Annotated in this window: 17 protein-coding genes; 15 read left to right on the top strand and 2 right to left on the bottom strand. The window is 38.0% G+C overall.

The features are described from left to right. Positions 1–123: 123 nt before the first annotated feature. The 11 genes from AC4G3O_RS02395 to AC4G3O_RS02345 all read left to right on the top strand — a co-directional run bounded on the left by AC4G3O_RS02395 (position 124) and on the right by AC4G3O_RS02345 (position 10,663). Positions 124–1,812 carry a formate--tetrahydrofolate ligase gene (locus AC4G3O_RS02395; RefSeq protein ID WP_491135756.1) on the top strand — a complete coding sequence of 563 codons (1,689 nt, stop codon included), beginning with the start codon at positions 124–126 and terminating at the stop codon, positions 1,810–1,812. A 37-nt stretch (positions 1,813–1,849) separates the two neighbouring features. Next, positions 1,850–2,356 carry a hypothetical protein gene (locus AC4G3O_RS02390; protein ID WP_139891778.1) on the top strand — a complete coding sequence of 169 codons (507 nt, stop codon included), beginning with the start codon at positions 1,850–1,852 and terminating at the stop codon, positions 2,354–2,356. 59 nt (positions 2,357–2,415) lie between these two features. Next, a complete protein-coding gene (locus AC4G3O_RS02385; RefSeq protein WP_139892004.1) occupies positions 2,416–2,892 on the top strand; it encodes a glutathione peroxidase in 477 nt (158 codons plus the stop codon). A gap of 122 nt (positions 2,893–3,014) precedes the next feature. Beyond that, positions 3,015–3,857, top strand: coding sequence for a DegV family protein (locus tag AC4G3O_RS02380; RefSeq protein WP_491135755.1), 843 nt, complete (start codon positions 3,015–3,017; stop codon positions 3,855–3,857). Then, positions 3,842–4,468: an HD domain-containing protein gene (locus tag AC4G3O_RS02375; protein ID WP_257469019.1), complete on the top strand. Its 627-nt coding sequence runs from the start codon at positions 3,842–3,844 to the stop codon at positions 4,466–4,468. The genes AC4G3O_RS02380 and AC4G3O_RS02375 overlap by 16 nt, the downstream gene beginning before the upstream one ends. Beyond that, the gene (locus AC4G3O_RS02370) at positions 4,465–6,357 is read left to right on the top strand and encodes an ABC-F family ATP-binding cassette domain-containing protein (RefSeq protein WP_491135754.1); all 1,893 of its coding nucleotides are present in this window, start codon (positions 4,465–4,467) and stop codon (positions 6,355–6,357) included. Before AC4G3O_RS02375 ends, AC4G3O_RS02370 begins: the two co-directional genes overlap by 4 nt. A 72-nt stretch (positions 6,358–6,429) precedes the next feature. Beyond that, positions 6,430–7,572, top strand: a complete 1,143-nt coding sequence (locus AC4G3O_RS02365; protein ID WP_491135936.1) for a conserved virulence factor C family protein — start codon at positions 6,430–6,432, stop codon at positions 7,570–7,572. Between the two features lie 204 nt (positions 7,573–7,776). Then, positions 7,777–8,208, top strand: coding sequence for a BrxA/BrxB family bacilliredoxin (locus AC4G3O_RS02360; protein WP_066107248.1), 432 nt, complete (start codon positions 7,777–7,779; stop codon positions 8,206–8,208). A gap of 130 nt (positions 8,209–8,338) precedes the next feature. After that, a complete protein-coding gene (locus AC4G3O_RS02355) occupies positions 8,339–9,115 on the top strand; it encodes a class I SAM-dependent methyltransferase (RefSeq protein ID WP_066107246.1) in 777 nt (258 codons plus the stop codon). A gap of 87 nt (positions 9,116–9,202) precedes the next feature. Continuing rightward, complete coding sequence (locus AC4G3O_RS02350) at positions 9,203–9,796, top strand: YpjP family protein (RefSeq protein ID WP_139891782.1); 594 nt, start codon at positions 9,203–9,205, stop codon at positions 9,794–9,796. A gap of 102 nt (positions 9,797–9,898) precedes the next feature. Then, positions 9,899–10,663, top strand: coding sequence for a TerC family protein (locus AC4G3O_RS02345; protein WP_139891783.1), 765 nt, complete (start codon positions 9,899–9,901; stop codon positions 10,661–10,663). A gap of 45 nt (positions 10,664–10,708) precedes the next feature. Here the strand turns inward: AC4G3O_RS02345 and AC4G3O_RS02340 are convergent, their stop codons facing one another. Beyond that, positions 10,709–10,864 (bottom strand): hypothetical protein, encoded by a 156-nt coding sequence (locus tag AC4G3O_RS02340; RefSeq protein ID WP_180349947.1) that lies wholly within the window; start codon positions 10,862–10,864, stop codon positions 10,709–10,711. A 309-nt stretch (positions 10,865–11,173) separates the two neighbouring features. Here AC4G3O_RS02340 and AC4G3O_RS02335 point away from each other — a divergent pair, with 309 nt between their 5' ends. Together AC4G3O_RS02335 and AC4G3O_RS02330 are read left to right on the top strand one after the other, a co-directional pair. Further along, the gene (locus AC4G3O_RS02335; protein ID WP_491135753.1) at positions 11,174–11,872 is read left to right on the top strand and encodes an anthrax toxin lethal factor-related metalloendopeptidase; all 699 of its coding nucleotides are present in this window, start codon (positions 11,174–11,176) and stop codon (positions 11,870–11,872) included. 17 nt (positions 11,873–11,889) lie between these two features. Continuing rightward, positions 11,890–12,846 carry a thymidylate synthase gene (locus tag AC4G3O_RS02330; protein WP_139891785.1) on the top strand — a complete coding sequence of 319 codons (957 nt, stop codon included), beginning with the start codon at positions 11,890–11,892 and terminating at the stop codon, positions 12,844–12,846. A 220-nt stretch (positions 12,847–13,066) separates the two neighbouring features. Here AC4G3O_RS02330 and AC4G3O_RS02325 read toward each other — a convergent pair whose 3' ends face one another. Beyond that, positions 13,067–13,396, bottom strand: coding sequence for a hypothetical protein (locus tag AC4G3O_RS02325; RefSeq protein ID WP_066107225.1), 330 nt, complete (start codon positions 13,394–13,396; stop codon positions 13,067–13,069). 283 nt (positions 13,397–13,679) lie between these two features. On the opposite strand from AC4G3O_RS02325, the gene AC4G3O_RS02320 reads away from it, so the two are divergent. Both AC4G3O_RS02320 and AC4G3O_RS02315 read left to right on the top strand, forming a co-directional pair. Continuing rightward, positions 13,680–13,940, top strand: coding sequence for a metal-sensitive transcriptional regulator (locus tag AC4G3O_RS02320; RefSeq protein WP_066107222.1), 261 nt, complete (start codon positions 13,680–13,682; stop codon positions 13,938–13,940). Between the two features lie 68 nt (positions 13,941–14,008). Next, positions 14,009–14,485 carry a DsrE/DsrF/DrsH-like family protein gene (locus AC4G3O_RS02315; RefSeq protein ID WP_491135752.1) on the top strand — a complete coding sequence of 159 codons (477 nt, stop codon included), beginning with the start codon at positions 14,009–14,011 and terminating at the stop codon, positions 14,483–14,485. Positions 14,486–14,551: the final 66 nt, after the last annotated feature.

The following is a 14,551-nucleotide window of genomic DNA, read 5'->3' as shown; positions in this document are numbered from 1 at the left end:
TTCAAAATATTAAATAATATTACCATTGTATTCATATTTTTGAGAGGTTGTAAATAATAATGTGTGTTTGATATATATTTTTTGTTAAACTAATTATGACTATTGATTTTTAGGGGGCTCAGCATGAATTTGGACACAATTGTAAAAAGTGATATCGAGATTGCTTTAAATGCAAAAATGAAACCCATAAAAGAAATTGCTGAAACGATTGGATTAAAGGAAGAAGATTGGGAAGCTTACGGGAAACACAAGGCGAAAATCTCTCTTGATGTGTTAAAATCCCGCAGCACCAAAAAGGATGGGAAATTAATTCTCGTTACTTCCATCAATCCTACTAAAGCAGGGGAAGGGAAATCAACGGTAACCGTTGGTCTAGGAGATGCGTTTTCTCTTCTTGGAAAGAAAGCAATGATAGCGATGAGAGAACCTTCTCTTGGACCAGTCATGGGTGTAAAGGGAGGTGCAACTGGCGGCGGTTATTCACAGGTACTCCCAATGGACGAAATTAACCTGCACTTTACTGGTGATTTACATGCCATCACAACAGCAAATAATGCACTGGCAGCTCTGATTGATAATCATATTCAGCAGGGAAATGAACTGCAGATTGACCAGCGGAAAATTATTTGGAAAAGGGTCCTTGATATGAATGACCGTGCCCTTCGGCATATTGTAATCGGGCTTGGCGGGGATAAGCACGGAATTCCCCGTGAAGATGGCTTTGATATAACCGTAGCATCTGAAATCATGGCAATTCTTTGTCTCGCGATAGATTTAGATGACTTAAAAGATAAATTAGGGAAGATTGTGATTGGATACACCTATCAGGATACACCTGTTTCTGTTTCAGACTTGGGTGTAGAGGGTGCACTAACTTTATTGTTGAAGGATGCTTTAAAGCCTAATTTGGTTCAAACTATTGAACATACGCCTACGCTAATTCATTGTGGTCCGTTTGCAAATATTGCACATGGATGCAACAGTGTACTTGCTACAAAAACAGCCCTTAAGCTAGCTGATTATTGTGTTACAGAAGCAGGATTTGGTGCGGACCTTGGCGGAGAAAAATTCTTGAATATTAAGACAAGCGCTGCTGATCTTACTCCGGATGCTGTCGTTATCGTGGCAACATTAAGAGCCTTAAAGATGCATGGTGGCGTACAATCGGATAAATTAAAAGAGGAAAATCTAAATGCGATTGAATTAGGGTTCCAGAATTTAGTGAAGCATTGTGAAACGATTCAAGCTTTTGGATTGCCTTTTATCGTCGCTTTAAATAAATTTTCTGCAGATACTGATGCAGAGGTGGAACGATTCAATACTTTATGTCAGAAACATGGATTACCTTTCTCTTTAACAGAAGTGTGGGAAAAAGGTGGGCAGGGCGGATTGGACCTTGCAGCAAAACTTGAAGACCTTATGAAGGAGAATACCAATACATTTAAACGTCTATACGAATCAACGGATTCCATTCAAGAGAAAATTGAAAAAGTCGCAAAAATTGTATATGGGGCACAAAAGATTGAATATTCTCCTGAAGCTCTGCAACAAATACATAAATATGAATCAGAAGGATGGGGGCAGCTCCCTGTTTGTATGGCTAAAACCCAGTATTCATTATCGGACAATCCAAGTCTGTTGGGCAGGCCTGAAGGATTTACATTGTATATCAAAAAGCTAAAGCCTTCTGTAGGAGCAGGTTTTATTGTGGTACTTACTGGAGATATTATGACAATGCCTGGATTACCTAAAAGACCAGCTGCTTTAAAGATGGATGTCGACGAGAATGGCAATGCGGTCGGATTGTTTTAATAAGGGTAGGTAGATTATGTAAAATGGGGGTGATCTCATGTTTGATCCATCAGTTTTTGAAAACCTGAAAGTAGTAGTTGAAGGTGCCTTTTATGATTTAGACTTAGAAGGCGAGTTAGCCATCATAGACAGGCATGATTATGTTGACTTAGCCTATATGTCAAGAATTTTTGAGATTAGTACAAGGCTTGATACTTCGATGGAAAAAGCGGTTGAATGTACACTTTCTTTAAGTGCAGGTTTACAAGCTTTCTCGTCAGAAAAGCTATCATCCATAACGAAACGCGAGCCGGGATGTGATCTTAAAATTAAATTTAGGTATATCGATCCTGAGCATCCTCTCCGCAATATTCATATATTGAAGCAGATCTGGGATAAAGGGTATCATTACCGGGTTTTTAAACATACTCCGATTGGATTTAAACATGAAGATCCATTCGTAACGATTGAAATTAAGCAGGATAAGCCAATTTATGAGGATGAAATTGATCAATTACATACCTATGTCAGCCAAATCCATCATATACTGAAAGCAGAAGGTTAGATTTTTTTGAACGAAAGTAAAACTTGATCAGTCATGTATTTTTAGCGGGAGTGAAGATGATGAACATTTATGATTTTAAGGCTAACTTAATCACTGGAGATGAAGTTTCCTTTGAAAGTTATATGGGGAAGGTCCTGCTTATTGTGAATACTGCCAGTAAATGTGGGTTTACTCCACAGTATAAAGAGTTAGAATCCTTTTACCAAAAATATAAGGAGCAGGGCTTGGTTATTCTTGGATTTCCGTGCAATCAATTTATGAATCAAGAACCCGGAGATGAAATGGAAATCCATTCATTCTGCCGAACTAATTATGGAATTACCTTTCCTATGTTCGCAAAAGTGGATGTAAGAGGAGACCAAGCTCATCCATTATTTAATTATTTAACAGAACAGGCCCCTGGTGTGATGGGTTCCAAGGCGATTAAATGGAACTTTACAAAGTTTCTCATTGATCGAAATGGAAAGATAGTAAAACGTTTTGCACCCTCTACAAAACTTTCTGAAGTAGAGAAAAGTATCGTTGATTTATTATAGGACAGACCTCTCCTTTGCTAGGAGAGGTCTTATATTTGTATCTTTTTAAAAACGCTTTTGGTTATAATAGGAGTAACGCCATTTATCGGTTATGTATTCCATGAGGTATGGGGGTTGGTTGCATGATGAAAAAAGTAGCGTGGGTAACAGACAGCTCTGCTGTATTAGATGATGAACTTAGAGCCAATAAAGATGTTTACGTTTTACCGGTCCATATGATGATTGATGGAAAGTCTTATTTGGATGGTGTAGATCTAACAACCGATGAATTAGTTGAACACATAGAAAAGGGATCCACTCTTACCTCATCGCAGCCATCGATTGGCGATTTCAAAAAGCTTTACGACAAGTTGGCTGATACCTATGACTCTATCTTCTCCTTTCATATCTCTGATAAATTAAGCGGTACATATTCTACAAGTGTTCAAGCTGCCGAGCTGGTGGATATCCCGGTTTTTAATGTGGATACTCATTATCTTGCTTATCCATTGACGTTATTGATAAAGAAAGCTATTAAAATATGGGAAACTTCAAATGAACCTACAGAAGTTGTGGAAGCAATCCATGCGCTTAAATCTAAGTTAAGAGTGTATGTTTGGATAGGATCTCTTCAGCAGCTTCATAATAGCGGCAGGCTTAACACCTCAAGCTATTACCTGGGAAGTCTTTTAAATATAAAGCCAATTGTGACCTTCCAGGAAGGAAGTCTACAGATTAAAACCAAGGTTCGTACATGGAAAAAGGCAACAGAAAAAATCCAATCCTATTTAAAACAATCCCTCGGGTCCTCCCAGATTGAAGAAGTTTTTATGCTGTATGGAAAACAGATCAGTCAAACAAGCGATTGGGTCCGGATGGTTGAAAGAATCAGTGAGGAATTATCAATTACGATACATCCGCTCGGGACTGCCCTTTGCCTTCACGCAGGCGTTGAAACAGTAGGAATCGGATGGATAGAAAAGTAAAGGAGTTTATTATGCGCGAAGCTATTAAAGCAGCGGAAGAATTCGTGAAAAAACGTTTTATTAACGATACAACGGGCCATGACTGGCAGCATATGGATCGTGTCAGAAGGCTATCCTTATTAATCTATCAAACCGAGCAAACAGGCGATCCTGAGCTAATTGAACTGATCGCCCTACTGCATGATCTATCCGATTCCAAATTAAATGGGACAAAAAAAGCGGGAGAAGCGGTACTTAGCGAATGGCTCGAATCTAATGTGAAAAATGAAGAAATTAGGGAAAAGATTAAAAGGGATGTCTCCAGTATCTCATTTAGTGAGGGTTTAAGAGAGGGCTTATCCCCTGAAGCAGCCATTGTGCAGGATGCGGACCGTCTGGATGCATTGGGAGCCATTGGTATAGCCCGTGCTTTCGCATATGGCAGTCATAAGGGGCATCCTATTTATTTACCGAAGGATGATTCTGCCCCTAGTACATTCACGCATTTTTATGATAAATTACTACTATTAAAAACCTTGATGAATACACGTACAGGTAAAAGGTTGGCAGAAGAACGTCATCAATTTATCTTGTTGTTTTTAGAACAGTTTAAAAAGGATATGATGGAATGAAAGTATTAAAAGGAATCGACATTAAAAAGGAATACGGAGAGAAGACTCTCTTTAAGGATATTAACTTTAGCATAAGTGAAAACGAAAAAATTGGTTTAATCGGCTTAAACGGAACAGGGAAATCTTCACTGTTAAAAATCATTGCCGGCATTGAAGAAATGGACGGGGGATTGATTGATAAGCCAAAGGATTACCGGATTTCATATCTAGGACAGAATGTTGAAGTAAACGAAGATGAAAAGGTATCAGCCTTTATTTATAGAAATGACTCACCTGTATTTCAAACTGTACGAAAGTACGAAGAGCTATTGGAACATATGAAGGAGTCCCCAAATGATTCAGCTCTTCTTGATAAAATGTTTCATTTGCAGGCTGAAATGGATGCAAAAGGTGGCTGGGAGATCCATTCAAATGCACAAATTATGTTAAATAAGCTAGGAATCAAAGACCTTAATGTTAGAATGGGTTCTTTATCCGGAGGGCAAAAAAAGCGTTGTGCTTTAGCTAAAGCATTAATGGAAAAAGCAGATTTGCTTATTTTAGACGAGCCGACAAACCATTTGGATTATGACAGTATCGAGTGGCTGCAGGAGTATATCCAAGGATATCAAGGCTCGGTTTTATTTGTAACTCATGATCGATATTTCTTAGATGCCGTGACTAAAAAGATTTGGGAGCTTGATAAGGGGCAATTGCATTCTTATGACGGAAACTACGAGAAATTTTTAGAAATCAAAGCGATCAGAGACGAGATGGAAGCAAAATCAGCTCATAAAGTTTCAAGGCTGTTCCAACAGGAATTGGCCTGGATGCGGAAAGGGGCAAAAGCGAGAACGACGAAACAAAAAGCGAGAATTCAGCGCTTTGAATCCTTGCAGGAGGAAGCGAATGCTGGTAATGCAAGTGACGATTTAAGTTTGGATGTTGCTTCAACCAGACTTGGGAAAAAGGTGTTGGAGCTGGTTAATCTTTCAAAATCCTATGGAAATAAACTCTTAATCGATCAGTTTTCTGTCATTTTACAAAAGGGAGATCGAATTGGTATCCTTGGAGCCAATGGCAGTGGAAAAACAACCATATTAAGAATGCTTGCCGGTTCTGAGTCTTTAACTAGTGGCTCAATTGATCGGGGTTCTACGGTATTGATTGGCTATTATACTCAGGAAAATGAAGATTTACCACTCAATAAGCGAATGATTGAATATATCCGGGAAACAAGTGAAGCGGTCACGCTTGCAGATGGTGAGCGAATTTCGGCCGCACAAATGCTGGAACGTTTCCTTTTTGAGCCACATACGCATGGGACGGTCATCGGGAAGCTTTCAGGCGGAGAAAAAAGAAGGCTTTATTTATTGAAGATATTGATGGAGTCTCCAAATGTACTTTTATTGGACGAACCGACAAATGATTTGGATATTCAGACATTAACTGTTTTGGAAGAGTATCTTCAGCATTTTCCGGGTGTTGTTATAACCGTATCACATGATCGATACTTCTTGGATAAAACATGTCATAAATTATGGGTATTTACAGGGAATGGACAGATTCAGCAATACTATGGGCAGGCAAGTGATTACTTGGAATGGAAACAGGAGCAGGAAAGACTTGCAACTGCCGTTGAGAAAGAGTCAACTCCTAAAATAAAACGTGCAGAAGAGACAAAAACGAAAAAACGGCTATCCTATCATGAGATGAGAGAATGGGAAGGCATCGATGAAAAAATAGAAGCGGTTGAAAAACGACTGGAGGAAGTAGCTGCCGAACTAAATAAAGCAGGCAGTGATTTTGAACTGGCGAATAAATTAGCTGAGGAAGAAATTCAATTAAATGAAGAACTGGAACATTTGATTGAACGATGGTCCTATCTTTCAGAAATACAAGAAGGCTAAATCGTAAGTATGTAAATATTTTGATAGATATGCTACAATCCCCCTAGATAAATAGATCAGGGGGATTTTATGATGAGGATTGTCTCGATTGAGCCGACACCGAGCCCGAATACGATGAAGGTTATCTTAAATGAAGAATTGCCGGCTGGGAAAAGTACGAATTATAAAAAGGATACAATTGATACCGCACCTTCATTTATTAAAGAAATTTTACATATTGAAGGTGTTAAAGGTGTATACCATGTAGCAGACTTCCTGGCGGTTGAAAGAAATGCTAAATATGACTGGCCTGGTATATTGGCACAGGTTCGAACCGTTTTTGGTGAGTCAGTTGAAGACACTGGAACTAATCCAATTAATTCTGGCAAAGGATTTGGAGAAGTGAAGGTCCAAATTCAAGTTTTTAAAGGAATCCCTATCCAGATTAAAGCAAATAGTGACCTGGAAGAAAAACGATGGGCTATGCCGAAAGCATTTATGGATGCTTTCCAAAAATCTCAGCTTGAGGATGATAATGCTGTGTTAATCCGTAAATGGAGTGATTTTGGAAATCGTTACGGGGAGCTTGAGCAGATTGGGAAAGAGGTGATGGATGAAATCATCGCCTTATATCCAGAAGAACGGTTAGCGCAGCTTGTTGCAGACGCTCAGGACACCACCAAGAAGGCAGAACCCGTTAAGGTGAAAAGAAGAAAGCTAACGGAAGCTGATTTGGATCAGGAAGACTGGAAGGCCAGATTTCAAGCTTTGGATCAGATGGAGGATCCGGATGTTTTGGATCTGCCGCTGCTCAATAAAGCTTTGGAGGATGAAAAAGCATCTATCAGAAGGCTTGCTGTGGTCTATTTAGGAATGATTGAAGACACGATCGTTTTGCCATACTTATATAAGGGACTAAAAGATAAGAGTGTAACGGTCAGAAGAACAGCGGGGGACTGCTTGTCTGATTTAGGCTTCCCGGAAGCTGAGCAGGCTATGATTGAAGCTTTAGCTGATAAAAGTAAGCTAGTACGCTGGAGAGCGGCCATGTACTTGTATGAAGTTGGTGGGGAAAATGCCTTGCCAGCGCTTCGTAAAGCGGAAAATGATGAAGAATTTGAAGTGGCTCTGCAGGCGAAGATGGCCAGTGAGCGTATTAAAAATGGTGATGAAGCCCTTGGGTCTGTATGGAAACAAATGACCGAAGCCAGAAAAAATAACAAGGTTCAAGAATAATAGAGCATATCAGGAAGGCAGTGTCGAATCAATTGGCAGCTGCTTTAGTTGAGCATAGGAAAGAGTATATGCCTCCGTTTAAACGCGGGGAGTTTACATCTATATTAGGTAATGTTACATACAATATTAGGGAATACATGGATTGCACATGTAAGCTATCTAATGTATCCTACAAATGTAAGACTTTGAATGGGGGAATTATGAATGTCTATGGCATATGAAGAATATATGAGACAAATGGTTAAACCAATGAGAGCAGAGTTGACTGAAGCAGGCTTTGAAGAATTAACGACTTCGGAACAAGTAGATGAATTTATGGAAAAGGCAGAAGGTACTACATTGGTTGTAGTCAACTCCGTATGCGGATGTGCGGGCGGCTTGGCAAGACCGGCTGCAGCAGAAGCAGTAAATGCTGAAATTAAACCGAATCATTTTGTAACAGTCTTTGCCGGTCAGGATAAAGAAGCAACAGCCAGAATGAGAGAATATCTTGGGGAAGTTCCATCTTCACCTTCAATGGCTTTATTAAAAGGAAATGAAGTGGTTCATTTTATTCCAAGACATGAGATTGAAGGACATACTTTAGAAGACGTTAAAGAGAATTTATTAAATGCTTTTTCTGAGTATTGTAAATAAACGTAAGGGAATGCTCACATGAGTATTCCTTTTTTTAATATGAGCCTGAGGGTAAATAAGTTTCTATCGGTTTAGATTTAAAGAAGCCTGCTCAACAAGAAATCTTGCAGATTTTAAAGGAGTTTTTTATGTGTTTGTCACTACGATTGAAAAAACGAATAATGTGCTGAATCAAAAAGCATTAAGAACAGCTGAACAATTAGGGATCCCGTATATTGAACGCAATAAAAGAACGATTAAACAGTTGCAATCTTACTATAACCAACCATGTCTGGTAGTGGGGAAGATCAAAACAGAATTATATGACCTGCATGGAATAGATCCATTATTTTTCCATCCAAATATGGCCGCAGTCCGTATGAAGAGAATTGAGAAAGGGGAAGTGGATCCATTTGTCAGGGCAGCCGGATTAAATCAAGGGATGTCTATTCTTGATTGTACACTTGGTATGGGAGCGGATGCCTTGATTGCCTCTTATATCATAGGGAGTAGTGGGAAAATAACTGCTTTAGAGTTAAATCCGTTTGTTTACTTTGTTATTAAGGAGGGACTGCAAAATTATCCTTTTAAGAATGAGAAATTTGGCGAAGCTGCCGGGAGAATTGAAGCTGTGAACATAGACTATTTAACCTTTCTTAAAAAAGCTGAGGATCGCTCCTATGATGTCGTTTATTTTGATCCAATGTTTACAGAAAGAGTCATTGAAAGTGCTGGAATTCAGTCTTTAAGTTCATTTGCTTCCTACAAGGAGTTAACAGATGAAGCAGTAGTGGAAGCCAAGAGAGTTGCCAAAAAGAGGATTATTCTTAAGGACCATTTCAGGAGTGATCGATTTTCCCGGTTTGGATTTAGCGTTGAAAAAAGAAAAACTGCAAAATTTCATTTTGGTGTGATAGAATTAGAATAGTTAAAAAAATCAAAATTCGCTCTTCCAATATTAATAAAACGGGGTGAAGAAATAGCCCGTTTTGCTGAATAGGCAGGTGATTTTAATTTGAAAAATTGGTCAAGTATTCTTAAGAAATCCTTGGTAGTTGGGCTTTCTGTTTTAAGCTTTGGAATTATATCTCCATCTCAGTATCAGGAATGGTATGAAGGAAGTACTGTCAAAGAAGCCAAAAACAATCCTGTTATTGGCCAAACTGATTATGTAAGCAGCGAATCTCCTGTAACGGTATTTAGTCAAAGTGATTTTTTATCGTATGCTATGCTTCGCGCTGAGGAGCAATCCTTTGAAAAGTTTGGGAGTAGAATTGGTCCCCATATAAAAGATGAATTTTATACGAGTGTATTACCGAACATTGAATCCGCCTTGCAGGAATTTTCATCTGATGTACCGGAAGAAAAGCTGCTGAATATGGCGATATCAGAAAAGCCAAGCGGCGGTTTAAGTGAAAAAATATTTCATGTTTATGATCGGGAAACCAATGAAGACCTCATCAGATTTCATGTCAGGAGAGAGAACCCGCCCGGAGAAGGCCATTGGTTTGAATTTCATTACCATACATACAAAGATAATTTTGACGCCCATCACTCGATGGCAAGGATTTATTGGAGTCAAAACACTCCTCCTAAGTGGATTAGCTAAGCAGATCATTAATTGATAGATTACTATTTTCAGGTTAATACGTTGTAATCAACGTATTTTCTTTTTTGTGTTAAAGAAAATAATCAGGAGATGAAGACAACCATGAATGAATTCTTTTCACAGTTAATAGAAACATACGCTATGTTTTTTGATGGGCAGATGTGGATAGAGGTATTGTCTGACCCAGTCAGTTGGGGATTAATTGGTACACTGGTTCTGATGGAGGGCTTGCTATCATCCGATAATGCTCTCGTCCTTGCTGTAATGGTAAAGGATCTTCCGGAAAAACAACGAAAAAGAGCTTTGTTTTATGGGTTGATTGGAGCTTATTTATTCCGTTTCCTAGCTATAGGAGTAGGTGTCTATTTAATTGAAATTTTGTGGGTGAAACTGATTGGAGGAGGTTATCTTGCATGGCTTTCCATTCAGTATTTTTACAAAAAGTATAAACATTTTGAAACGACTCCTGATGTTCCGGACGTAAAAAAATCTGGCTTGCTCAAACGATTGTTCGGTAACTTTTGGGGGACAGTTGCATCCGTAGAGTTGATGGATATCGCATTCTCTGTAGACAGTATACTGGCTGCCTTTGGTGTAAGTAATCAAGTCTGGGTTTTGTTCGTTGGAGGCATATTAGGTGTTTTAATGATGAGGGGTGTGGCAGGTGTATTCTTAAAGTTAATCGATAGAATACCAGAGCTTGAAAGTGCTGCTTATATTTTGATTGCCTTTATCGCTGTTAAAATGGTTGGTTCCAATTTTGGTCTACATATCGATCATACTATGTTCTTTTTCATTATCATTGTGATTTTTGGCGCAACCATTCTGTTGCACTTTTATAAGAAAAGAAAGAATCAGTCGGCATAGAATATGTTAAAAGAATTCCTGATCAGGATATGATCAGGAATTCTTTTAAGAGAGATGAATGAAAATAAAGCCTATGCAAAATCCAAGAGCAATTAGACTATCGAATACCACTAATCTCCAATCTGTCATAGCAGAATACAAATCTTCCATTAATTCGTCATCAAGATTATATTTATCAGGATGGAACCGTATCTTAACCACCTCTCCCTGGATACTTTATTGTAAAAGGGGATTGCTGGAATGCTGTGATGGTGCTGTTTAGCTGCAAACGGTCAGATGAACTTCCATAATTTTTATGACCACTCGTTCACTTCGAAACTCTCATCATATGGTATAATTTTTAATGATTTGTCGAAATGGATCTATGCCATTGTTGATAAATAGTTAAACCATACATATACGCCTATCTGGATTTCTTCACGAAGTTTTATACATAACCCTATATATTCTTCAATGACTGGTAATAGGGTTTTTTTATGATATAAAAATTAATCTTCGGAGTGAATTGTGATGAAGGCCAGAAATTTACTTGTATTCATTATGGTAGCCACTCTTATATTATTTCCATTAGGGCAAAATTATGCAGAGTCAGTTTATTTAAAGAATTTATCTGGCATTGAGAATAAATCATTGGTATCAACTATAATTGTTTTGCCTGATGATCAAGATCAATGGGATGAGGCTGAGGTTATTATAGAAAGAATAAGTGGGTTACCTGAAGGCTTACTTCAAGTATTAAAAAAGAATAGAATTAAGATTAAGTTATTTACGGGAGCATTGACGGATCAACGGGAGGCTGCCCATTTAAAAGGAGTTCAGCCAAGAGGGTATTCCTCGAAAAATTGGGATGAAGTACCCGGAATGGGTGGCAGTAAAACAGTCTTAGTAAAAATCGGGCACAGTGAAAAAGGAGCGGGCCATGGTTCAACTAATCTAGAACTACATGAGCTTGGACATTCAGTCGATCAAATTATATTGAATAATATTAGTGAAACGGGCTACTTTCAAGATGCTTGGTTAAAAGAAGTGCAACAACTATTCCCGAATCAAGCATACTTTATTGATTATTCAGAGGAGTACTTTGCTGAGGTTTTTGCGATGTATTACTTCAATCAAGAAACTAAAGCAGAATGTTTGGAAAAGGCCCCTCTCACATACGAAATCATAAAAAATATTGAAAAGAATGGGTACACAGTAAAAGAACAATAAAATAGGAGGATCAACAAATGGTGAAAAATGAACAGGCCTATTTAAATCTTTGCCAGCATGTTCTAAATAACGGGACAAAAAAAGAAGACCGTACAGGGACAGGTACAATCTCTGTATTCGGCCACCAAATGAGATTTAATCTGAAGGATGGTTTTCCATTATTAACAACCAAAAGAGTACCATTTCGCTTGATTGCAAGTGAATTACTGTGGTTTATTAACGGAGATACGAATATCAAGTTTTTGCTACAGCATAATAATAATATTTGGAATGAATGGGCCTTTAAAAAATGGGTTGAAAGCTCAGAGTATAAAGGTCCTGATATGACTGATTTTGGTATTCGTTCTTTACAGGATGAAAATTTTAATCAATTATATTTGGAACAAATGGATTTATTTAAAGAGAAAATCTTAAGTGATGATGCCTTTGCGGCGAAGTATGGAGAGCTTGGCAATGTATACGGGAAACAATGGAGAGAATGGAAGACGTCAACAGGTGAAACGATTGACCAGCTTAAAGATGTGATTGAACAAATTAAAAGAAACCCATCTTCCAGAAGATTGATTGTATCTGCATGGAATCCGGAGGATGTACCAACTATGGCTTTGCCGCCATGTCACAGTTTATTCCAGTTTCATGTGGCAGACGGCAAGCTGTCCTGCCAGCTGTATCAAAGAAGTGCAGACATCTTCCTCGGTGTACCATTTAATATTGCCAGCTATGCATTGCTGACTCATTTAATTGCAGCTGAATGTGGTCTGGAGGTTGGTGAATTTGTCCATACTCTTGGTGATGCACATATCTATTTAAACCATGTAGAACAAGTGAAGACTCAATTGGAAAGAGAACCAAGATCGCTTCCTGAGCTGGTGATTGACTCTTCATTTACAAGTATTTTTGATATGAATCTGGATCAAATAAAAATTGAAGGATATGACCCGCATCCAACGATCAAAGCACCGATTGCTGTTTAATTTAGAGTGCTTACGGACAGCCTCATAACTGATAGCAAAAAGGCGTACAGAATAGTGATATTCTGTACGCCTTTTTATATAAAACTGCAGGGATATGAGTTTGTTTCATAATTTCAAAAAGTAATGAGTACTCGAATCTTATCTATTCAGTTATCGGGTGGAAATAATAGAGATATTGTGATGCAATTGGATTAGACTAAAGGGTTACTCAGTTACTAAGTCACTTAATTAAGTGGATATGGTGAAACGAACTTTGTATTTCATTCCAATATTCCGGATAGGTATCCGTAAATTTTTGAAAAGCTTCGTGAAGATTTATTACTAAATAATCATAAGTAACCTTACGATCTTTTCTGGTTTTTTTTAAATCAAAATATAAGGCAAACGGGCGTGTATAATAGCTGGTAAGCTGATGGGGATTTAAGGTTGCAATTTCTATATTTTTTTGACAGATAAAATCATTGACAGATTTTAATGGGCAATGTTTCACAAAATTTGGGACTTGGATAATAGGACATTTCTCATCCAATAATATAATACCTCTATACATAAATTTCTCCTTGAAAAATCAAACAAAGTTAAACATAGTATGGCCAAATTTTTTAAAAATATACGGTTTGCTAGTGTTTAAAAAGCCCATAACATAAACAAATACATGGCAACTAATGAATATAAAATATGAATCTAAGCAGGTACTTTTAATCTAGAATGTCAGTATTTTTTTAGGGCATGAAAGGATGTGAAGAATTTATTGAGCATTCTGATTGACCAATTACCCATAGGGGTATACGATGGGCATATCGATATAATACAACTGAGAGGGGGAATGATGAATGAATTATGATGATAAAACGAAAGTGAGATTAAGAAGAATGGAAGGTCAGCTTCGTGGCATACAACGTATGATGGATGAAGGACAGGATTGTAAGGATGTGATCACCCAGCTTTCAGCGGTACGTTCCGGAATAGAGCGAACAATTGGTATCGTCGTCAGTGAAAACTTAATTGAATGTGTACGTGCGATTGATGGAGATGAGGAACAGATGAATGAATTAATTGGACAGGCGGTAAACTTGCTCGTTAAAAGCAGATAACAGGAAAAGATTATATTTTTTTACAATAATAAATACCTATAGGGGTATATGTATTCTAAGGAGGAGCAATGGAACAGAAATCAACTAATATCATTTTATTCCACGGGGATTATGATAAGGCGATGGCCGCCTATATTATTGCAAACGGAGCGGCTGCCTATGACCATGAAGTGACAATCTTCCATACATTTTGGGGAATCAATGCATTACGTAAACAGGAGCCAATGAAAGTAAAGAAAAGCCTCCTTGAGAAAATGTTTGGCTTTATGATGCCAAGAGGTGCTGAAAAACTAGCGCTTTCTAAAATGAATATGATGGGCATGGGACCAAAAATGATTAAGCATGTCATGAAGAAACATAATGCACTCACCTTAACAGATTTGATTGACATGGCACAGGAACAAGAGATCAAGCTAGTTTCGTGCACAATGACAATGGATTTATTGGGTCTAAAAAAAGAAGAGTTGCTGGATGACGTTCATTATGCCGGAGTTGCCGCCTATCTTGCAGACGCAGAAAATGGAGCAGTCAACTTGTTTATTTAAATTCAAGTAAGATCTGTTAGTTTTCTAAGGTTTAATTTAATACTTGTAAGGATTTGAGGAAGGGTG

The organism is Bacillus sp. z14 (2026) (assembly GCF_058313575.1).
This window is presented reverse-complemented; position numbering and strand designations above follow the sequence as displayed.

What these genes read in the sequence shown, in the direction of transcription:
- AC4G3O_RS02395 (WP_491135756.1), top strand. Translation starts at nt 124, where the DNA reads ATGAATTTGGACACAATTGTAAAAAGTGATATCGAGATTGCTTTAAAT.
- AC4G3O_RS02390 (WP_139891778.1), top strand. Translation starts at nt 1,850, where the DNA reads ATGTTTGATCCATCAGTTTTTGAAAACCTGAAAGTAGTAGTTGAAGGT.
- AC4G3O_RS02385 (WP_139892004.1), top strand. Translation starts at nt 2,416, where the DNA reads ATGAACATTTATGATTTTAAGGCTAACTTAATCACTGGAGATGAAGTT.
- AC4G3O_RS02380 (WP_491135755.1), top strand. Translation starts at nt 3,015, where the DNA reads ATGATGAAAAAAGTAGCGTGGGTAACAGACAGCTCTGCTGTATTAGAT.
- AC4G3O_RS02375 (WP_257469019.1), top strand. Translation starts at nt 3,842, where the DNA reads ATGGATAGAAAAGTAAAGGAGTTTATTATGCGCGAAGCTATTAAAGCA.
- AC4G3O_RS02370 (WP_491135754.1), top strand. Translation starts at nt 4,465, where the DNA reads ATGAAAGTATTAAAAGGAATCGACATTAAAAAGGAATACGGAGAGAAG.
- AC4G3O_RS02365 (WP_491135936.1), top strand. Translation starts at nt 6,430, where the DNA reads ATGAGGATTGTCTCGATTGAGCCGACACCGAGCCCGAATACGATGAAG.
- AC4G3O_RS02360 (WP_066107248.1), top strand. Translation starts at nt 7,777, where the DNA reads ATGTCTATGGCATATGAAGAATATATGAGACAAATGGTTAAACCAATG.
- AC4G3O_RS02345 (WP_139891783.1), top strand. Translation starts at nt 9,899, where the DNA reads ATGAATGAATTCTTTTCACAGTTAATAGAAACATACGCTATGTTTTTT.
- AC4G3O_RS02335 (WP_491135753.1), top strand. Translation starts at nt 11,174, where the DNA reads ATGAAGGCCAGAAATTTACTTGTATTCATTATGGTAGCCACTCTTATA.
- AC4G3O_RS02330 (WP_139891785.1), top strand. Translation starts at nt 11,890, where the DNA reads ATGGTGAAAAATGAACAGGCCTATTTAAATCTTTGCCAGCATGTTCTA.
- AC4G3O_RS02325 (WP_066107225.1), bottom strand. Translation starts at nt 13,396, where the DNA reads ATGTATAGAGGTATTATATTATTGGATGAGAAATGTCCTATTATCCAA.
- AC4G3O_RS02320 (WP_066107222.1), top strand. Translation starts at nt 13,680, where the DNA reads ATGAATTATGATGATAAAACGAAAGTGAGATTAAGAAGAATGGAAGGT.
- AC4G3O_RS02315 (WP_491135752.1), top strand. Translation starts at nt 14,009, where the DNA reads ATGGAACAGAAATCAACTAATATCATTTTATTCCACGGGGATTATGAT.